This is a genomic window from Streptococcus sp. NCTC 11567 (assembly GCF_902141215.1).
GTDB lineage: Bacteria > Bacillota > Bacilli > Lactobacillales > Streptococcaceae > Streptococcus > Streptococcus dysgalactiae.
The window spans coordinates 922,982-943,548 of sequence record NZ_LR595857.1 but is presented as its reverse complement, the minus strand read 5'-3'; the positions used below and the strand labels follow the sequence as shown (position 1 = coordinate 943,548).

General features: G+C 39.3%; 16 protein-coding genes, 3 tRNA genes, 1 other RNA gene and 2 pseudogenes. 7 read left to right on the top strand and 15 right to left on the bottom strand.

What is annotated here, in order from left to right; genetic code table 11:
• Window positions 1-74: 74 nt before the first annotated feature.
• The 3 genes from FQT67_RS04860 to FQT67_RS04850 are packed head-to-tail and all read left to right on the top strand — an operon-like array spanning window position 75 to window position 1,942.
• On the top strand, window positions 75-446 hold the full coding sequence (locus FQT67_RS04860; RefSeq protein WP_003053565.1) for a GntR family transcriptional regulator: 372 nt from the start codon (window positions 75-77) through the stop codon (window positions 444-446).
• Window positions 446-1,144: an ABC transporter ATP-binding protein gene (locus FQT67_RS04855; RefSeq protein ID WP_003053563.1), complete on the top strand. Its 699-nt coding sequence runs from the start codon at window positions 446-448 to the stop codon at window positions 1,142-1,144. The genes FQT67_RS04860 and FQT67_RS04855 overlap by 1 nt, the downstream gene beginning before the upstream one ends.
• A gap of 9 nt (window positions 1,145-1,153) precedes the next feature.
• Window positions 1,154-1,942: a hypothetical protein gene (locus FQT67_RS04850; protein WP_046177557.1), complete on the top strand. Its 789-nt coding sequence runs from the start codon at window positions 1,154-1,156 to the stop codon at window positions 1,940-1,942.
• 135 nt (window positions 1,943-2,077) lie between these two features.
• Here FQT67_RS04850 and FQT67_RS04845 read toward each other — a convergent pair whose 3' ends face one another.
• Window positions 2,078-2,692 (bottom strand): TVP38/TMEM64 family protein, encoded by a 615-nt coding sequence (locus FQT67_RS04845; RefSeq protein ID WP_003053567.1) that lies wholly within the window; start codon window positions 2,690-2,692, stop codon window positions 2,078-2,080.
• Between the two features lie 91 nt (window positions 2,693-2,783).
• Here FQT67_RS04845 and ssrA point away from each other — a divergent pair.
• Window positions 2,784-3,131: a transfer-messenger RNA gene (ssrA, locus tag FQT67_RS04840) on the top strand.
• A 301-nt stretch (window positions 3,132-3,432) separates the two neighbouring features.
• A complete protein-coding gene (locus tag FQT67_RS04835; protein WP_046177558.1) occupies window positions 3,433-4,053 on the top strand; it encodes a DUF3862 domain-containing protein in 621 nt (206 codons plus the stop codon).
• Between the two features lie 81 nt (window positions 4,054-4,134).
• On the opposite strand, the pseudogene FQT67_RS04830 reads toward FQT67_RS04835, so the two are convergent.
• From FQT67_RS04830 to FQT67_RS04800, 7 genes and pseudogenes are all read right to left on the bottom strand, one after another.
• Window positions 4,135-5,606, bottom strand: a pseudogene (locus FQT67_RS04830) (IS1182 family transposase).
• Between the two features lie 132 nt (window positions 5,607-5,738).
• Window positions 5,739-5,810 (bottom strand) — tRNA-Arg (locus FQT67_RS04825).
• A 101-nt stretch (window positions 5,811-5,911) separates the two neighbouring features.
• Window positions 5,912-7,117 carry a 30S ribosomal protein S1 gene (gene rpsA / locus FQT67_RS04820; protein ID WP_046177575.1) on the bottom strand — a complete coding sequence of 402 codons (1,206 nt, stop codon included), beginning with the start codon at window positions 7,115-7,117 and terminating at the stop codon, window positions 5,912-5,914.
• Between the two features lie 126 nt (window positions 7,118-7,243).
• Window positions 7,244-7,315: transfer RNA gene (locus FQT67_RS04815), tRNA-Gln, on the bottom strand.
• A 49-nt stretch (window positions 7,316-7,364) separates the two neighbouring features.
• A tRNA-Tyr gene (locus FQT67_RS04810) sits at window positions 7,365-7,445 on the bottom strand.
• A gap of 60 nt (window positions 7,446-7,505) precedes the next feature.
• A complete protein-coding gene (locus tag FQT67_RS04805) occupies window positions 7,506-7,736 on the bottom strand; it encodes a DUF2969 domain-containing protein (protein WP_003057631.1) in 231 nt (76 codons plus the stop codon).
• A 63-nt stretch (window positions 7,737-7,799) separates the two neighbouring features.
• Window positions 7,800-8,822, bottom strand: coding sequence for a branched-chain amino acid aminotransferase (locus tag FQT67_RS04800; protein WP_015057616.1), 1,023 nt, complete (start codon window positions 8,820-8,822; stop codon window positions 7,800-7,802).
• Window positions 8,823-9,040: 218 nt separating this feature from the next.
• Between FQT67_RS04800 and FQT67_RS04795 the strand changes: the two are divergent.
• A pseudogene (locus tag FQT67_RS04795) lies at window positions 9,041-10,485 on the top strand (IS1182 family transposase).
• Between the two features lie 18 nt (window positions 10,486-10,503).
• Here FQT67_RS04795 and parC read toward each other — a convergent pair.
• From parC to parE, 3 genes are all read right to left on the bottom strand, one after another.
• The gene (gene parC / locus FQT67_RS04790; RefSeq protein ID WP_046177539.1) at window positions 10,504-12,963 is read right to left on the bottom strand and encodes a DNA topoisomerase IV subunit A; all 2,460 of its coding nucleotides are present in this window, start codon (window positions 12,961-12,963) and stop codon (window positions 10,504-10,506) included.
• Window positions 12,964-13,159: 196 nt separating this feature from the next.
• Window positions 13,160-13,978, bottom strand: coding sequence for a hypothetical protein (locus FQT67_RS04785; protein ID WP_003057638.1), 819 nt, complete (start codon window positions 13,976-13,978; stop codon window positions 13,160-13,162).
• Window positions 13,979-14,044: 66 nt separating this feature from the next.
• Complete coding sequence (parE, locus tag FQT67_RS04780) at window positions 14,045-15,994, bottom strand: DNA topoisomerase IV subunit B (RefSeq protein ID WP_046177540.1); 1,950 nt, start codon at window positions 15,992-15,994, stop codon at window positions 14,045-14,047.
• Window positions 15,995-16,128: 134 nt separating this feature from the next.
• Here parE and plsY point away from each other — a divergent pair, with 134 nt between their 5' ends.
• Window positions 16,129-16,770, top strand: coding sequence for a glycerol-3-phosphate 1-O-acyltransferase PlsY (gene plsY, locus FQT67_RS04775; RefSeq protein WP_015017071.1), 642 nt, complete (start codon window positions 16,129-16,131; stop codon window positions 16,768-16,770).
• Between the two features lie 59 nt (window positions 16,771-16,829).
• Here the strand turns inward: plsY and FQT67_RS04770 are convergent, their stop codons facing one another.
• The 4 genes from FQT67_RS04770 to FQT67_RS04755 form a co-directional block, all read right to left on the bottom strand.
• Entirely contained in the window at window positions 16,830-18,101 is a 1,272-nt protein-coding gene (locus FQT67_RS04770) for a dihydroorotase (protein WP_046177538.1), read from the bottom strand.
• A gap of 131 nt (window positions 18,102-18,232) precedes the next feature.
• Window positions 18,233-18,886 (bottom strand): uracil-DNA glycosylase, encoded by a 654-nt coding sequence (locus FQT67_RS04765; protein ID WP_002994022.1) that lies wholly within the window; start codon window positions 18,884-18,886, stop codon window positions 18,233-18,235.
• A 132-nt stretch (window positions 18,887-19,018) separates the two neighbouring features.
• Window positions 19,019-19,669: an amino acid ABC transporter permease gene (locus tag FQT67_RS04760; protein WP_046177537.1), complete on the bottom strand. Its 651-nt coding sequence runs from the start codon at window positions 19,667-19,669 to the stop codon at window positions 19,019-19,021.
• A 28-nt stretch (window positions 19,670-19,697) separates the two neighbouring features.
• Window positions 19,698-20,561 carry a transporter substrate-binding domain-containing protein gene (locus FQT67_RS04755; protein WP_046177536.1) on the bottom strand — a complete coding sequence of 288 codons (864 nt, stop codon included), beginning with the start codon at window positions 20,559-20,561 and terminating at the stop codon, window positions 19,698-19,700.
• Window positions 20,562-20,567 lie beyond the last annotated feature (6 nt).

Genomic DNA, 20,567 nt, shown 5'->3' with positions numbered 1-20,567 from the left:
AACTTGACATTTTAGCGTTTTTTCTGTACCATTTATTTAGTACAATTATCTATAATATTTAGAGAGGAGACCACATGTCTTGGAAATTTGATGAAAAATCTCCTATTTATGCGCAGATAGCTCAGCACGTGATGATGCAAATTATCAGCCAAGAAATCAAGAGTGGAGACCAACTCCCAACTGTTCGTGAATATGCTGAAATTGCTGGTGTCAATCCTAATACCATGCAAAGGGCATTTACTGAGCTTGAACGTGAAGGAATGGTTTATTCGCAACGTACTGCTGGCCGTTTTGTAACTGACGACCAAGAGCTAATTGCCCATAAAAGACGCGAATTAGCAATTAGTGAGTTAGAATCATTTGTCAATAACATGACTAAAATGGGATTTGATCGCACCGAAATTATTCCAGTTTTAACAACCTTTTTAGAGGAGGCTTCAGAATAATGGCACAACTATTGCAACTGCACCATGTCTCAAAATCTTACCGAGGAAAAAAAGCGATTGACGATTTGACTGTTACGATTCCAAGCGGTAAAATCATTGGCTTATTGGGACCAAATGGAAGCGGCAAAACAACCCTTATCAAACTAATAAATGGTCTTTTACAACCAAACAAAGGTGATATCGTCATTGATGGTTATCGCCCATCTGTCAATACCAAAGAAATTATCTCTTACTTACCTGATACCACTTACCTGAATGAAAACATGAAAATCAAGGACATGTTAGATTTCTTTAGTGATTTTTACAAGGATTTTGATAAAGCCAAAGCCACTAGCCTTTTAAGGGATTTGGAATTGGACCCTGAAGACCGATTTAAAAATCTTTCAAAAGGAAATAAAGAAAAAGCTCAATTGATTCTTGTCATGAGCCGTAAAGCAAAACTTTATATTCTAGATGAGCCTATCGGTGGTGTTGATCCTGCTGCTAGAGACTATATCCTTAAAACCATTATTAATAACTACTCTGAAGACGCATCGGTTATTATTTCAACCCATTTGATTTCAGACATTGAACCTATCCTTGACGAAGTGATTTTCTTGAAAAAAGGAAAACTTTGCCTATGTGGAAACGCTGATAATTTAAGACAAGAACATCAGCAGTCTATTGACTCTCTCTTTAGGGAAACTTACAAGGTCTAGGAGGTTAGCATGTTTGGAAAATTATTAAAATACGAATTCAAATCTATCGGTAAATGGTACTTTGCTCTCAACGCAGCTGTTATTGCTATTGCTGCCATTTTATCATTTACCATTAAACAATTTACACAACAGGCTGATAATGCTGGTGTATTTGGAACAGTCATTGATAAAATGCTCCCATTGACCTTATCATTAACTTTTGGTGCTTTAATTACAGGTTCCCTCTTGTCGACCTTACTGATTATCATTAATCGCTTTAGTAAAAATATTTTTGGTCGTGAAGGGTATTTAACCTTAACACTACCTGTGACTTCTCACCAGATTATTCTTTCAAAATTGGTGGCTTCTTTCATCTGTAGCCTTTTTAATCTGATCATTTTGATTTTTGGAATTGCCATCTTGATCGTGCCAATGGTTGATTTTAAGGATGTTGTGGAAACTCTATCAAAAGTTATCAAGGCCGAATATATTCTCGATAATGCTTTCATTTTAAGTTATCTACTTGTCTCATCTCTAGCAAGTATCCTACTTCTTTACTTCGCTATTTCAATTGGACAACTTTTCTCTAATCGTCGTGGATTAATGGCTTTTATCGCTTACTTTACCTTGATGATCCTCTTTAGCGTAGCAACCACTTATCTCAACTTAAAAGTTTTTGGCTTTGAATCAACTTCAGAAGTCCTCCCCTACAAAGAACATGTATACCTTTATGTTATCATTGTAGAAGAATTTGTTGAGATGCTGATTTGCTACCTAGGCACTCATTTTATTATTAAGAACAAACTCAATATTCAATAATCACTCAAACCTTCCCTTTAAATAGCTACTTAAAGGGAAGGTTTTGTATTTGCTATTAATGCCTAACTTCAGTCGAAGCTATTAAAAAACTACCCCATCATGAAGCGAGGTAGTTTAGCACTGAGACAACATTTATTAACGATGTAGTAGCCATGACACCAAATCTTTACCAAAGATAAAGAGATAGCTATAACCAATAATGGAAATAGGTTTAGTGACCAAGATAATGGTTGTGAACCGCTTTAAAGACATATCTGTTAGGCCTGTAATCATCACCATAATATCCGCTGGAGAAATTGGCGAAGCCATACAAGCAATAAATAACTTTTCATAACCAGGCGTTTCTAAACGACGCTCGTACTTATAAAAAGTCTTTTCATCCATAAAAAGCAAAATAAACTTGCGGCCGTACGTTTTTACTAACAAAAAGAGAATCACACTGCCAATTATAATACCAACATAATTGTAAATAAAACCTGCTATTGGGCCAAAAATCAAAAAGCCTGCTACAGTTGTAAGTCCCCCGGGGATGACAGGAAAAACGATTTGAATAATCTGAACCACAATAAAAATAAGTGGTCCCCATACCTTATACTGTTGGACTAAATCTTTTAGTGCATTACTATCATTTAAAATACCTAACTTGTAAAGCCAAAAGGCAAGGACAAAGGATCCAATTAAAGCGAGGATTCCTAAAAGTTTAATGATTTTTTGCCAAGTCTCATAGGCTTTTCTTTGTCGATTCTTCATAACTTCATCATACCATAAGCTATGATTTTTTGCTATTTCTAAAGAGTTTTGATATAATAAATAAAGTAAGTTATTACTAAACCTTATATTAGGGGTTGTTACGGATTCGACAGGCATTATGAGGCATGTTTTGCGTCCCATCGGCAGATGTAAATTGCCAGTTAAATATAACTGCAAAAAATACAAACTCTTACGCTTTAGCTGCCTAAAAACCAGCTAGCGTGACTTCTACAAGATTGCTTGTGTCCTGTTAGAAGTCTCAAAATAGCAAGCTACGGTTACGAAATTGTCTAGTTTCGTAACAAGAGATTAATAGACTCGCAAACTAATGGCTTGAGTTATGTGTCCTTAGTTTGTTAAATGAAGACATAACCTATGGACGTAGATAAATATGTTGACAGGTGTTTGGACGTGGGTTCGACTCCCACCAGCTCCATCAATACTTACCGTAAGTAACCATAACTTATTAAAACCTTGTTATATCAAGGTTTTTTCTTTTTGTCTTGTTCATAAGTTACCGTAACTTTCTATAAAAGGGAGAACAAAAAGGAATACCTGACATCCTTTAAAGACTTTTTGTTACTGTTATCATCTAACTGAGATATCATTTTCGAGGCCTCCTATCAGGTTATACTTTAAGCAAAGTCTTTTTGAAAGAGGTTTCCATTTCTCCCCAAACTCCTCTTTTTCGGTTTAAAATATGTTATAATGGGTTAAAAGAAAAGAGTTAGGAAATGATTATGAAAAAACACACCGTGCTTAGTTTCTTGATGCTTCCTTTACTTGTGGCATCTTTATCAGCTTGTTCCACCAGTAAAGACAAAACCACTCCTCCAAGCAGTAAAACAACCACTACAGCAGAGGTCCAAAAGGCAGATCATCAAGATGTTCGCGCTAATGTTGAAAAAATAAAACTAGCTACTGCTGCTGCTGAATTTAAGGGTGGTACCAGTCTTGAAGAGCTCATAGCACTTTTTGGACAACCTACTCAAAATGAAAAACGGCCCGCAGGAAGTGTGACACTTGATTCCTATACTTGGAAATTTGACCAAGTGACGCTGAATGTTAATCTCTATGATAATAGTAGTATCGTTAAAACGATATCAAACTTTGCTTTTGTGAGGGACTTAAACCTTTCACAAAAAGATTATCAAAAATTAAAAAAAGGTATGTCCTATGAAGCAGTCAAACAAATCCTGACTGAACCAGATAATTACAGCCAAGCTTCTTCGAGTGACAATCAAAGTTTACAGGCCATTTGGATTAGCGGCTTAAAAACCGAAACAAATGGTGCCAATATTTCTCTTGTCTTTGAAAACAACCAACTGACAGAAATGTCTCAGACAGGTCTTGAACCTTAAACAAACAGACTCGACTTTACCAAAGTTAGAGAAAGAGAAATTCTGAAAAGTTCGTCAACCCTTCTCAATCATTTTGGACATCTAACAAAAAAGCCTATTGTAATAGGCTTCAGATTGAAGACAAACATCGATTTGGTGTTTGTCTTTTTTAGTGTTTTTAGATAAAAATGGCTGTTTCCGTGCTTAAACCACCTCATCTGAACAAAATAAAAAGGCTCTCCCGCCATCCTTTTGACCAGTTTTTTGAGATTTAAGCATGCCAAAGTCAGTCCAACCTTATCTTCCATTTTGGACTTGCCTTTCTCTCTCGTATAGCGGAGATTGTGGTATTCCTTGGCTGTGCCAAACAGTCGTTCAATCGTCTCTTTCCGATGCTGGTAGAGCTCCTTCATCCCCCTTTGATGACGAATGTCCTCGCACTGTTCCAAATAGTCTTTCCAAATATGCCGTGTGACAACTTTTTGGTGGTTCTTACTGGTCGTACATACAGATAACAGGGGACAATTGGCACAAATTGCAGGGTCACTTTTGTATTCTCGGTAGCCTTCTCTGGTCGTAGTGCGGTAGGTCAAGGCTTGATGTTCAGGGCAGATGACACAATCAAAGTGCTCATCATAAATCAATTCTTTCGGACGTAGAAGGTCTTTCTTTCCTCTTGGCCGTGTGTAAGGAAGGACAGGAGTGATCTCCTTATCAATCAGAAACTTGGCAATGCTAGGAATGTTATAGCCGGAATCCGCAATAATAAACTGTGGTTTCAAGGGTTCAAGCTTGGCAAAAAGTTCAGGAAAAGCCTGACTATCATGGATATTGCCAGCCTCAACACTATAAGCAAGCGCCCATCCATACTTGTCACAAGCCACCTGAGCAGAATAAGCGAAGACTTCCTTATGATCACCTTTGTGAAACCAGCCACTTTCTGGATCGGTTGTGGAGATTTTCTTAGCGACGGGCTCTAGCTCTTTGGCGGGCCCTAGCGGCTTTTTTCCATGCTTCTCCCTATCCCGATTGATTTCGATTTCTAGCTGTTCACTCATGAACTTGGCTTGTTTTTCCACCTCTCGGTTGATGAACTTGCGAGTATTAGCCGCAGCCTTAATATGAGTCCCATCTATGAAAATCTCCGTCGGGTCAATCAGGTCTGTATTGATACATAGCCCAAGAATATGCGTAAAAATGGACTCAATCAAGCCTTTTTCTTGAAAGCGACGGGAATAATTTTTGCCATAGGTTGTGACATGTGGCACCTTGTCATCCAAAGTCAAACCTAAAAACCAGCGATAGGCAGTATTCACTTCAATATCCTTGATGGTCTGACGCATGGAACGAATGCCATAAAAGCACTGAATCAGAGGGATTTTAACCAATATGACAGGATCAAGGCTAGGGCGACCATTATCAGACGAATAGGTGTCTTCTACTAGGTCATAGATGAAGTCGAAGTCAATCACAGCTTCCACTTGGCGCAGGAAATGTTCATCAGGCACTAACTGGTCAAGGGTATAGAAACCGTACTGATTGCGGTTATAATCAGGTTTTTCTTTGTGTAACATAGGAGAACCTCACAAGTCCTTTTTCTTATATTATACTCCTAAATATCATGAAAAGCCCCTAGAAAAGTGATTCTAAGGACTTTGTCTTCAGTCTGAAAAGCCTATTGTAATAGGCTTTTTTATATGTTTTACTCCACCTTGAGGGAATCGAACCCCCATCTCAAGAACCGGAATCTTACGTGATATCCATTACACTAAAGGTGGTCAATACCTTTATAGTATATCATAAATTTATGAAATGGGGAATGACTTTTCTGACGAGAATATGTAAAAAAGTTGAGGTTTCCCTCAACATTTTAGATTTATTATAATTCAATATCACCGAAAAGATCAGCCATTGAGAATCCAGTTTGAGTTTCTGGAAGTTCGTAGTCACGTTTTGCTTCACGTTTTGGACGACGTGGACGTGATTGACGTTTTTCTTCTTTATTTTCGCCTTCAGCTTGAGCTGGACGTTCTTCAAGAGCTTTGATTGAAAGTGATACACGCTCATCAGCAGCATTCACTTCAAGGACTTTAACAGTCACTTCTTGTCCTACTGAAAGAACATCTTTTGGATTTTCAACACGTTTGTGTGAAATTTGTGAAATGTGAACAAGTCCATCGATACCTGGTAATACTTCAACAAAAGCACCGAAGTCAGTCAAGCGTTTAACTTTACCTTCAACAACATCACCTTGAGCAAGTTTTTGTTCAACACCATCCCATGGTCCAGGTGTTGTTGCTTTAAGTGAAAGTGATACACGACCAGCTTCTTCATCGATTGAAAGAACTTTAACTTCAACTTCTTCACCAACAGAAACAACTGATTTAGGTAACACGTTACGTTCGTGAGACAATTCAGTCACGTGAACAAGTCCGTCAACACCACCAAGGTCAATGAAAGCACCAAAGCTTGTCAAACGCGCAACTGTACCAGTAACAACTGCACCTTCTGAAAGTTTAGAAAATACTTCAGTACGAGCTTCTTTAGCTGCTTCTTCAATCACTTCACGACGTGATAGGATGAAACGGTTTTCTGCTGCATCAACTTCTTTGATTTTAGCATCAAATTCTTGACCAACAAATTTTTCTGTGTTGCGAACAAAACGAGTGTCAATCATTGAAGCAGGGATAAATCCACGAAGTCCTTCAAATTCAACTGAAAGGCCACCTTTAACAGCACGAGTACCTTTAACAGTGACAACTTCGCCTTCACGACCAACAAGTTTGTCCCAGGCTTTACGAGCTTCCAAACGTTTTTTAGATACTAGGAAAGTAACTGTATCAGTATCTTTACCTACTACTTGACGAAGAACAAGTACTTCAACTGTGTCGCCAGCTTTAACAAAGTCGTTAATATCAGCATCGCGGTCGTTAGTCAATTCACGAAGTGTCAAGACACCTTCAACACCTGTTCCTTCGATAACAACGTTTGCTTGACCGTTATCAACAGTTAAAACTTCCGCAGTGACAACATCACCAGGGTTCACTTCGCTAACACTGTTTAGCAAATCTTCAAATTCATTCATTCTAAAAAATCCTCCAACAAAAGCTAGCCAATGCTAGCTTTTGATAACAATATATTTTCTCAAGGTAACCCGCAACGACAACAACTCTTATCTTTGACGGTCTCAGACAACATCTGATACCTCTGACTGGGGTAGCTGGATTCGAACCAACGCATGAGGGAGTCAAAGTCCCTTGCCTTACCGCTTGGCTATACCCCAAAATGTCTTTCACAGAAATCTAATCTTTTAATAAATCATCTTTCTGAGATGGAAAGAGAGGGATTCGAACCCCCGAACCCGAAGGAGCGGATTTACAGTCCGCCGCGTTTAGCCTCTTCGCTATCTTTCCGTAACAACAAAAACTATTCTATCATAGTTTTTGTAAGCTGGCAAGTGTTTTTACCTACTTTTAATGATTCAAATTGTAGTTTTCAATGATATTTTCAACCGCTTGCTCAAGGGTTTTAAAGAAGCTATCCACAGTGTCATTTTTTATTACCGCAAATTTCTCATCAAGCTCTGCAATTTCTCCAACAACACGTTTTCCAATCTGCAACTGATAACCGTCAATTTTAGTTTGATTGACCATTACTTTATGATCAATTAATTGAATTTCAATCTTTTTATCTTTTTTACTCATCACTTTACCTCACTTTGTCTATTTTACACAAAATCAAAAAAGCTTGCAAGAGCAAGCTTTATTTTAATCAACTTTTACAATCCAACCTTCTGGGGCTTCAATGTCACCAAATTGGATACCAACTAACTCGTCATACAAACGGCGCGTTACTGGTCCAACTTCTGTTTCACTGTAAAAGACATGCAATTGATCCTTGTACTGGATACCACCAATTGGAGAAATGACCGCTGCTGTCCCACAGGCACCGGCTTCCACAAATTTATCCAATTCTGCGATTGGAACATCTCCCTCAATTGCTGTCATACCAAGTCTTTCTTCAGCTAATTGTAAGAGTGAGTACTTCGTAATAGATGGCAAGATGGATGGGCTAAGTGGCGTAATAAACTCATTATTTGCGGTAATACCAAAAAAGTTTGCTGCCCCTACTTCTTCAATTTTGGTATGAGTCGCTGGATCTAGGTAAATCACATCAGAGAAGCCAGCTGTTTTAGCAGCTTTACCTGGTAACAAACTTCCTGCATAGTTTCCTCCCACCTTAGCAGCACCTGTTCCGTAAGGAGCAGCACGGTCAAATTCTTCAGAAACAATAAAGTTTGTAGGAGCAAGTCCTCCCTTGAAATAGTTTCCTACTGGCATGGCAAAAATAGTGAAAATATATTCTTCCGCAGGTTTAACCCCAATAATATCTCCAACCCCAATCAATAGCGGTCTGAGATAAAGGGTTGCACCAGTTCCATAAGGTGGTACAAAGTCTTCATTGGCTTTAACTACTTGCTTAGCAGCATCGATAAATTGCTCGGTTGATACTTGGGGCATCAAGAGACGATCTGCTGTCGCTTGCAAACGGGCTGCATTACGGTCTGGACGGAACAATTGGATTGAACCGTCTTTAGTTCGATAAGCTTTTAAACCTTCAAATGCTTGTTGTCCATAGTGAAGTGCTGGAGCGCTTTCTGAGATATGTAAGGTGGCATCTTCTGTTAATTGACCTTTGTCCCATTGACCATTTTTGTAATAAGAAATGTAACGGAACGGCAACTTATGATATTCAAATCCTAGGTTGTCCCAATCAATTGCTATTGTCATCATCGTACCTCTTTTCTACTTTTTTCTATTGTAACTTTTTTTCAATAATTTTCAAGTCTATTTTATTCTTTTGCTTTAATGTTCTTAATTTACCATAAAATTAAAAAGAGTTTTCACTCTTTTCAGACTGAAGACAAAGTCCTTAGAATCACTTTTCTAGGGGCTTTTCATGATATTTAGGAGTATAATATAAGAAAAAGGACTTGTGAGGTTCTCCTATGTTACACAAAGAAAAACCTGATTATAACCGCAATCAGTACGGTTTCTATACCCTTGACCAGTTAGTGCCTGATGAACATTTCCTGCGCCAAGTGGAAGCTGTGATTGACTTCGACTTCATCTATGACCTAGTAGAAGACACCTATTCGTCTGATAATGGTCGCCCTAGCCTTGATCCTGTCATGTTGGTTAAAATCCCTCTGATTCAGTGCTTTTATGGCATTCGTTCCATGCGTCAGACCATCAAGGATATTGAAGTGAATACTGCCTATCGCTGGTTTTTAGGTTTGACTTTGGATGACAAGGTGCCACATGTCACAACCTATGGCAAAAATTATTCCCGTCGCTTTCAAGAAAAAGGCTTGATTGAGTCCATTTTTACGCATATTCTTGGGCTATGTATCAATACAGACCTGATTGACCCGACGGAGATTTTCATAGATGGGACTCATATTAAGGCTGCGGCTAATACTCGCAAGTTCATCAACCGAGAGGTGGAAAAACAAGCCAAGTTCATGAGTGAACAGCTAGAAATCGAAATCAATCGGGATAGGGAGAAGCATGGAAAAAAAAGCCGCTAGGGCCCGCCAAAGAGCTAGAGCCCGTCGCTAAGAAAATCTCCACAACCGATCCAGAAAGTGGCTGGTTTCACAAAGGGGATCATAAGGAAGTCTTCGCTTATTCTGCTCAGGTGGCTTGTGACAAGTATGGATGGGCGCTTGCTTATAGTGTTGAGGCTGGCAATATCCATGATAGTCAGGCTTTTCCTGCACTTTTTGCCAAGCTTGAACCCTTGAAACCACAGTTTATTATTGCGGATTCCGGCTATAAAATTCCTAGCATTGCCAAGTTTCTGATTGATAAGGAGATCACTCCTGTCCTTCCTTACACACGACCAAGAGGAAAGAAAGACCTTCTACGTCCGAAAGAATTGATTTATGATGAGCACTTTGATTGTGTCATCTGCCCTGAACATCAAGCCTTGACCTACCGCACTACGACCAGAGAAGGCTACCGAGAATACAAAAGTGACCCTGCAATTTGTGCCAATTGTCCCCTGTTATCTGTATGTACGACCAGTAAGAACCACCAAAAAGTTGTCACACGGCATATTTGGAAAGACTATTTGGAACAGTGCGAGGACATTCGTCATCAAAGGGGGATGAAGGAGCTCTACCAGCATCGGAAAGAGACGATTGAACGACTGTTTGGCACAGCCAAGGAATACCACAATCTCCGCTATACGAGAGAGAAAGGCAAGTCCAAAATGGAAGATAAGGTTGGACTGACTTTGGCATGCTTAAATCTCAAAAAACTGGTCAAAAGGATGGCGGGAGAGCCTTTTTATTTTGTTCAGATGAGGTGGTTTAAGCACGGAAACAGCCATTTTTATCTAAAAACACTAAAAAAGACAAACACCAATCGATGTTTGTCTTCAATCTGAAAAGAGTTTTCACTCTTTTTAACGTGTTCTAGCTACCAGTACTTCTTGATCCGAAATAGTATCTGAAATAAAGGAGCCATTGCTGGTTCTTTCCGATAACGAAAGCGTTTCTAAAGCAATCTCGTAGGTTTGACCAGTCTTACTAATGACTTCAAGCATTTGTTGATTAGTTTCTTCTTCAGGTATATCAGTGAACAAATCAAACTGCTCAGCTGAAGTATCTGATTGAACGCCTCCGGCCAGAAAAACTCTATGAGGTTTTGCTTTTAGCTCTCGTAGAACTAATAGCCCACGATTAGCACGACTTGTCTGAGGAATATCATCTACAGCCATACGTTTGAGGGACCCCCTCTGAGTTAAGACAAAGAAAGAGTTACTTGTCACCGAAAAAGCGGAAACAAGTTTATCCTCATTTTTCAAGTTAATCCCTTTAACACCAGATGATTTCAATCCTTGAATTGGAACGTCTTGACTAGAGAATCGCAAAGCATAACCATGATAGGTGACTAATAAAAGGTCTTCCATAACAATCGGTGTCAAGGTCACTACACGATCTTTAGCATCTTTTAATTTCACATACTTGGTTGATTTAGATTTATAGGTCCGCCAAGGCGTCAATTCTTGACGTTCAAAACGCTTGGTAAAACCATTTTGTGTGACAGCAAGGTATAGACCTTGGTCAAAGGAAGTCACAATATCTGCGTAGAGAATCTCTTCTTCTGTCGCGAAGTTTGAAATGGTTTGTGATAAATGTTCACCGATATCCTTCCAACGTAAATCGGTCAATTCATGGATTGGCCGGTAAATGACATTGCCTAAAGTTGTAAACAACAAAAGGTGTTCTGTTGTTTTGGCCTGTTTAACGAAGATGAGTTCGTCATCATCTCTCTTGCCAACTTCTTCCAAACTAGACGCATTGAAGGATCGTGGGCTGGTTCTTTTGAGGTATCCGCCCCGTGTCACACTAACAAAAGTTTCTTCCTCTGCAATCAAGCTGGCAGTATCAATCTCAATGATTTGACTTTCTGCTTGTAACTCTGATAAACGAGGATTGGCGAATTTCTTTTTCACTTCTCTTAATTCACGTTTCATGACGTTATACATGGTTGCTTCGTCACCGATAATAGCGGAAAGGGTCGTGATTAAGTCTCTTAAATCATTTTCTTCATTTTGGAGAGTAACAATATCGGTATTAGTTAAACGATAAAGCTGCAAGGTTACAATCGCTTCTGCTTGTTCCTCAGAGAAATCATAGCTGACTTTCAGATTTTCTTTAGCATCAGCCTTATTGTCAGACGCTCTAATTAGAGCGATAATCTCATCTAAGATGGACAAGACACGAATCAATCCTTCAACAATGTGGAGGCGTTTTTCAGCTTTGGCTTTATCAAATTTGGAGCGTTCGATAATAATATCTTTACGGTGACTGATATAGCTTGATAGTATTTTTTGAAGCCCTACTTGACGTGGTGTGAAGTGATCAATGGCAACCATATTAAAATTATAATTAACTTGAAGGTCTGTGTATTTCAACAAATAATTTAGAATGGTTTGGCTATCTGCATCTTTTTTCAACTCAATAGCTATGCGAAGACCTGTGCGATCAGATTCATCACGTACTTCTACGATGCCTGGGACTTTATTGTTAACACGAACATCGTCAATCTTTTTGACCAAGACTGCTTTGTTAACTTCATAAGGAATCTCAGTGACAATAATTTGTTGTTTACCACCTTTAAGTTCCTCAATTTCCGTCCGAGAGCGAACGACGACACGTCCTTTACCTGTTTCGTAAGCTTTTTTGATTTCGTCAGCTCCTTGGATAATACCTCCTGTTGGGAAATCTGGTCCTGGCAAAAACTCCATTAATTTCTCTAAGCTAGCCTTGGGATGGTCAATCATGTAAACAACGGCATCAATCACTTCAGACAAATTGTGTGGTGGAATATCTGTCGCATAACCTGCGGAAATACCAGAAGACCCATTGACAAGTAAGTTAGGAAAAGCTGCTGGTAAAACCGTCGGTTCTTTTTCTGTGTCATCAAAGTTCCAAGCAAAGGGAACCGTATTTTTTTCAATGTCTTGAAGAAGATAACCCGCAATTTCAGACAAGCGAGCTTCTGTATAACGCATAGCCGCAGGCGGATCACCATCCATTGAACCATTATTTCCGTGCATTTCCACAAGAATTTCACGGTTTTTCCAATTTTGACTCATCCGTACCATGGCATCATAAATAGAGGAATCCCCATGTGGGTGGAAATTCCCCATAATATTACCAACTGATTTGGCTGATTTACGGTAACCTTTTTCAAAAGTATTACCATCCTTATTCATTGAATAAAGAATGCGGCGCTGAACAGGTTTTAATCCATCTCTAATATCTGGAAGCGCCCGTTCTTGAATAATGTACTTGGAGTAACGTCCAAAACGCTCCCCCATAATGTCCTCAAGGGACATATTCTGAATGTTTGACATAAGTTCATGATGCACAGGCTATCAAGAAGGACAACTACGATCGTTCAAAAACAACTTAACCGCTGATGTCTTTTATTATGTTAACCTGAGTTCAAATCCTTTCTTAAAAGTTGAAGCAAGAGGAACGTGAAAATCACTCGAAAACCAAGATTTTAGGAAAAAGAGATGTCTTCGATAACGTAAGCCATCGGGAAAACTAGTCGGCCATCTCAAGGTTTACTAAAAAGCGATAAACAGAATCAGTCCACTCTATCAATCCTTCCTGATGGTAAGGTAAATAAAAACATCGTGCTTTAAGTACCTCTGGAATAATAGCTTCAAACAAAGAAGCTTGATCTAGAGGAATAATACACGCCTTTAGAGCATCCAGTGATAGGTGATTTTTAACTTTGGCAGGGTGATAACCATCAAATAAATAATGATCTTGTGCCAAGACCTCCTCATAAGAAAAATGGAAACTAACACCAGGGATAAATAACTCATTTAATTCCCTATCATTTGGTAAATGGCCAATGAGCCTTTCCATAGCCAAACGATAACCTGAGGTAGTATTTGACCACCCCAACATCACATAGTTAAAGTAGTCCGCGGGATCTCCTGCAGCATTTCTACTATCTTTCACTAATTCCTCAGCCGGACGGTTAAAAGCCTTAACTGCTGATAGGAGTTTTCCTGACTTAAAGACTGCTATTGCCGTTTCCACCGTACACGTATGACTAAGCCAGTCACCATAGACAGCTTTTCCAGAAACATCATAGGTTGAGGCAACCTTCTTATGGCTTGGAGTAAATGGCGGCTTTCTATTATTATGTTTTAAATACTGATTAATTTTTGTTACTATCACTTGATCTTTACAAATGATCTGAGGTTGCCGGTGATTCATCCTCTCATAATGACAAAAAGCAGCTATTTTTTCTAATTCCCAATCCTGGATCATCGGGTAAGATTCCAAAGCAAAATGATAGGTCCCATCCCACTGAAGACTGTATGTGTTTTGCCAAATCACCAATTTCATAAAAGGCCCCCTTTTCACAAGGACATGATTACTAGTTTCACATCGAGATTCTCAGAGACAAAACGACTAAAACACCGTATTTTCTTCTAAGGTAAACTTGACGTTGTCCTCGATCCACTGACGGCGTGGAGCGGCTTTGTCACCCATTAAAACAGAAACGCGTCGTTCTGCTCTTGCTAAATCATCAATAGTAACACGAATAAGGGTTCTGGTTTCAGGATCCATGGTGGTTTCCCACAATTGGTTGGCGTTCATTTCACCTAGCCCTTTATAGCGTTGAAGAATGGCTCCTTTACCAAATTTCTTACGTAAATCTTCTAATTCACCATCTGTCCAAGCGTAGGATACTTTCTCTGTTTTACCTTTACCTTTTGACATTTTATAAAGCGGGGGAAGCGCAATATAAACGTGACCTGCTTCCACCAACGGTCGCATATAACGGTAAAAGAAAGTCAGCAAAAGAGTCTGAATATGAGCCCCGTCGGTATCAGCATCGGTCATGATAATAATCTTATCATAGTTGATATCCTCGAGGTTAAAGTCAGATCCCACTCCAGCTCCAATGGTATAAACCATAGTGTTAATTTCTTCATTTTTCAAGATGTCAGCCATCTTAGCTTTTTCAGTATTTAACACCTTGCCTCGCAATGGCAAAATAGCTTGGAATTTACGATCTCTGCCTTGTTTTGCTGATCCTCCCGCCGAATCTCCTTCGACCAGATACAATTCATTTTTCTTGGCATTTTTGGACTGGGCAGGAGTCAATTTCCCGGATAGTAGGCCCTTGTCTTTTTTATTTTTCTTACCATTACGTGAGTCATCGCGAGCTTTTCGAGCAGCCTCACGCGCATCCCTTGCCTTAATGGCCTTACGCACTAAGTTAGAGGCCAACTCTCCATTTTCGAGTAAAAAGAAGGTTAATTTTTCAGAAACGATACTATCGACAATCGGTCTCGCTAAGGGACTTCCCAATTTGTCTTTGGTCTGTCCTTCAAATTGCAAGTGCTGCTCAGGAACTAAGATAGATAATACTGCTGAGAGCCCTTCTCGATAATCTGAGCCCTCTAGATTTTTATCCTTTTCTTTTAAGAGATTGGTTTTACGAGCATAGTCATTCATCGCTTTGGTAATAGCTGACTTCAGTCCCGTTTCATGGCTTCCACCATCTTTGGTGCGCACATTGTTTACAAAGGATAAGATATTGTCGGAGAAACCATCGTTATACTGCAAAGCAACTTCCACTTGAAAGTCGTGGTCTTGACCTTCCATGTAAATAACAGGTGTCAAGGTTTCCTTATCTTCATTGAGGTATTCGACGAAATCTTGAACCCCATTTTCATAATGAAACTCTTCAACAATCGGTTCGTCTCCACGAAGATCTGTCAAGCTCATCTTAACGTTTTTCAAAAGAAAAGCAGATTCTTTAAGCCTTTCTGCAATGGTATTGAACTTAAAGTCAATGGTTGAAAAAATCTTATCATCAGGCATAAAGGTGACGACAGTTCCTGATTTAGACTTAGGAGCTGTACCAACCTTTTTAAGGGTAGTGACAGGTTTCCCACCATTTTCAAAGCGTTGACGGTACACTGCCCCGTCTCTTGTGATTTCAACTTCTAACCAGGCAGACAAAGCATTGACAACAGAGGAGCCAACACCGTGCAAACCACCTGACGTTTTGTAGCCACCCTGACCAAATTTACCACCTGCGTGGAGAATTGTAAAAATAACTTGAACCGTCGGAATCCCCATAGCATGTTGACCAGTTGGCATCCCGCGTCCACTGTCTGCCACGCTAACTGACCCATCTTTATTAATGACAACTCGAATGTCATCTCCAAAACCAGACAAGGCCTCATCGACAGCATTATCAACGATTTCCCAAATTAAATGGTGCAATCCCGTAGCATCTGTTGAGCCGATATACATCCCTGGACGTTTACGAACGGCATCTAACCCTTCTAAGACTTGGATAGCATCGTCATTATAGTTATTAATTGTTATTTCTTTCTTAGTCAACACTGACCTCCAGACATTTTCATCTTTTTTATCTTACAAGTTTTTTACCAATTTTGCAAAGTAATTTGCTAATTTTTTCTGAATTCTTTTGAGACGCTAGTTCTTCAATCACTGAATATGGTATAATATGGAGTATGAAATTGATAATTTTTATTTTAATAGCTTATTTACTTGGTTCGATTCCAACGGGTTTGTGGATTGGTCAACGGTTCTATCATATTAATCTTCGGAAACATGGGTCTGGAAATACTGGTACTACCAATACTTTTCGTATCTTAGGTATCAAGGCTGGTTTAACGACATTGGCGATTGATATTTTGAAAGGAACGGTGGCAACCATCCTACCAGTTCTCTTTGGCTTGACCACGGTATCACCTATTGTCATCGGTTTTTTTGCAGTTTTAGGGCATACTTTTCCTATTTTTGCCAAATTCAAAGGCGGGAAGGCTGTCGCGACAAGTGCTGGTGTACTGCTAGGTTTTGCACCTTGGTATCTGGTCTTTTTAGCTTTTGTTTTCTTACTAGTGCTTTATTTATTTAGTATGATTTCTTTGGCTAGCATCACTTCTGCGGTTGTAGCTGTCCTAACTGTTTTGATTTTTCCAGCCCTTCATTTCCTTCTGCCCCAATACGATTGGTTTTTGACATTTATTGTAATACTATTAGCAGCTATTATCATTATCCGACATCAGGATAATATGCGCCGTATTAAACGTCGTACTGAAAACCTAGTCCCTTGGGGATTGAATTTAAGCAGACAAGTGCCTAGAAAATGATTAAGAGCAACTAAAAAGCCTAACTTGAAAAAGTCAGGCTTTTTTTCTGTCTTTGTCTACTAATTGTTTTGATAAACAATCTCTCCACTTGCAATGGTGTACTTCACAACTCCTTTGAGCTGATTGCCAATAAAAGGAGAGTTACTGGCTTTAGAAGCAAATTGGTCTGTAATGACACGTTCTTCCTTGTCTGAGAAAATTATCACATCAGCTGGGCCATTTTCAGCTAAATAGCCTGCTTCAAACTCATAGAGAGAAGCAGGATTTATAGTCATTTTTTCCAATAGAGACATGAGGGACAGGTGACCTGGTTCAACCAAATGTGTCAAACCTAATGACAAAGAGGTTTCAAGTCCTGTCATACCAGATGGCGCTTTAGTCATGTCCTCAACGGCTTTTTCATCCTTGTGATGAGGAGCATGATCAGTAGCAATGACGGTGATAACACCGGATTTCAAACCTTCTATGACGGCTAAACGATCTCTTTCTGTACGTAGGGGAGGATTCATCTTGGCGCTGGTACCTGCGATCAATAAGAGATCTTCAGTTGTTGAAAAATGTTGTGGGGACACTTCAGCAGTTACCTTAACCCCCAACTGCTGAGCAAAAGCCACTACTTGAACCGATTCTGCTTTAGATAAATGTTGAATATGAACATGAGCTTGCCTGTCATAAGCAATCATGACATCTCTTGCAATCATACTATATTCTGCTACACCAGTTGCCCCACAAAAATGAAAATGCTCCTCAGCAATACCTTCATTAAAACCAAGAACCCCATTTAACTGAGGATCTTCCTCATGCAAAGAAATGAAAGTTTGGTTGGCATTAGCCAAATCAAAGGCTTCTTTTAAAACTTTAGAACTTTCTAAGGGAATACCATCATCTGAAAAGCTTACTGCTCCTGCTTCCAACAAAGCTTTAAAATCAGTCACGTCTTTTCCATTAAAGGCTTGGGTGACACTGGCATTGGTGTAAATATGAATCTTTTCTTTAGCTGCGCTAGCTAGCACTTCCTGTAAAGTTTCGACATCTGAAATGACAGGATTGGTATTAGCCATCATGACAACCGTAGTCACACCACCTGCTGCTGCTGCCAAGGCTCCCGTGTGAATATCTTCTTTGTGCGTTTGACCGGGTTCTCTAAAATGCACATGAATATCGACCAAACCCGGAGCAACAATAAGACCACTAGCATCAATCACTTGAGCTTCTTGGCATTCAATAGCTGAAGCTATCTTTACAATCTGTTTACCATCAATTAAGACATCTGCCACTTGATCTCTCTGCGATTTCGGGTCCATAACGCGTCCATTTTTGATGAGTATCATGTTTTCTCCTTTATTTATCTGTTTTAGCCATAAGACCTTACGTTCTTTAATAGGAAAAATCTACTGCACTCATTTCACTTATTAAAGGTATCAAAATGTCTAGCTTAAGCTATTTAGTTGAAATGGCTGGCTTATTTTAGCCAATCTACGCCAGTCATGCCCTCTTTTTCTAAAATAGCGTTGGTTCTTGAAAAGGGTTTGCTGCCAAAAAAGCCACGATAAGATGACAAAGGGCTTGGATGAGGGCTCTCGATGATGTGGTGCTTTGGATTAGTAATGAAGGCTTTTTTCTTCCTTGCATAGGCTCCCCACAAAATGAAAACTACAGGGCTGTCTTTCTCATTCAGCACTTTAATAACAGCGTCTGTAAATGGCTCCCATATTAAGCCTGCATGCCCATTAGCCTGGCCTGCTGGCACTGTTAAGCAAGCATTCAAAAGCAGAACCCCTTGACTAGCCCAAGTGCTTAAATCATGATGGTCACGAGGACCAATGTCATCTGCTAATTCTTTTAAAATATTAATAAGGGATGGCGGAGCAGAAATCTCTTCTGGAACTGAAAATGATAAGCCCTGGGCCTGTTTGGGGCCATGATAAGGGTCTTGTCCTAAAATCAACACTTTGGTTTCTTCCAAAGGAGTGACTTGTAAGGCTTTAAAGACATTTTCTCGTTGGGGGTAGACAAGACCGGAAGCATAGGCTTCATCTAAAAAGTGATTGATGCGACCGTAGTAATGCTCCGGCAAAAATGATTTGATTTTCTCATGCCAAATTGAATGAGCCATAAGATTCCTTTCTAATCACGTCAGTTTCTAAGTTAAATACGATGTCCTTTTCTATCTAGTTTACCACATTTTAAATAGAAAGACCCTGAAAATATGATATTTCCAGGGTTAATATTCGTTTTTTACAGGATATTAAACAAGTGCTAGCTTATTTTCTAAGAATTCTTGGTAACGTTCTAACAAAAAAGCAATAATCCAATAGATAAAGGCTACTAAAATGTACATGGACATGTAGTCCCACTCCCTACCACCGATAATTTTGGCATTTTGAAAAATATCTGGTACGGTAATCATGGCAGCTAGCGACGAACTTTTAACCATATCAATAATGACATTGCCTAGAGGAGGAACTGCAATTCGAAAGGCTTGAGGAAGAATAATTTTCTTAACCATAAGAGCATATGGCAACCCTAAAGCCTTAGCTGCTTCCCATTGTCCCTTATCAATAGCTTCTATAGAAGAGCGAAAAACTTCAGAAATATAGGCAGCGCTAACCATAGAAAAACCAAGATAAGCGCAAAGTAAAGCTGGCAATTCTAAACCATAATAAGGCAACCCGAAATAAAGAACAAAGAGCACCACGATCATCGGCACACCTCGCATAATAGAGACGTACGCTCTAACAAGATAATGAATCAACGGCTGACGTGACCTTCCCAGAAGGGCTAGGCCTAAACCTAAAAACAGACCCGTAAAAAAACTGAGCAACGAAATACCAAGGGTATAAGGTAATCCCGATAACACAAATCCTAAACTATCTTTCATTAATGGGATATTAATCATGTGGTTAGGACTCCTTTAACATCAAGTATTAGTTAACGTCTTTCGTATCAATGACGGGAATTTTTTTGTCTTTGCCAAAAGGTTTTGTCAAATCTTGACCAGCATAGTAGGTTTCAGAGATTTTCTTCAAGCTACCATCTTTTATCATGTCTTTAATAACAGCATCTATTTTTTTCTTGAGGCTATCGTCTTTTTTGTTCATAACAATTCCTTGTTCGGTTGGGTTGTACTGAACATCGCTCATTTTGACGTTTAAGTTTGGATTTTGAGAGAGCATATAATCTACAAATAGTTTTTGAGCTGGGTAGTCATTTGGAATGAAATCTGTTCGACCATTGGCCACATCGTTGAGGTAAACATCTCCTGTAACATTATCATAGGTTACGAGTTTGGCTCCCTGCTTTTGCGCTACTTTCATGTATTCTGTTCCAGAAGCACCAGCTGCTTTTTTACCTTTCCAGTCGCTAAGATCTTTTTTAGACATATTTGAGCTGCCATCAGCACGCACAATCATGCCTCCTACTCCATATTTATACGGCGTCGAAATATTATATTTTTTCTGGCGTTTTGGGGTAATGTCAAAGTTATTAAGGGAAATATCCACGCGGCCACTATCAACTGAGGTAAAGGCTTGATCAAAACCAGTTTCAACAAACTTAACTTTAATATCAAGTCGTTTACCTATTTCTTTGACCATATCTACTTCATAACCCACTAATTCATTGTCGTCATTATAAAAAGAAGTAGGTTGATAGGTTCCGGGAGTGGCTACTTTGAGCACACCTTTTTCTTTGATAGCGTCCCAACTTGATTCTTGAGATTGATGTGACGCACAGGCAGTCAATAAAAGGCTGGCAAGTCCGATAGACAATAAGGTAACTGATTTCTTCATAATAAC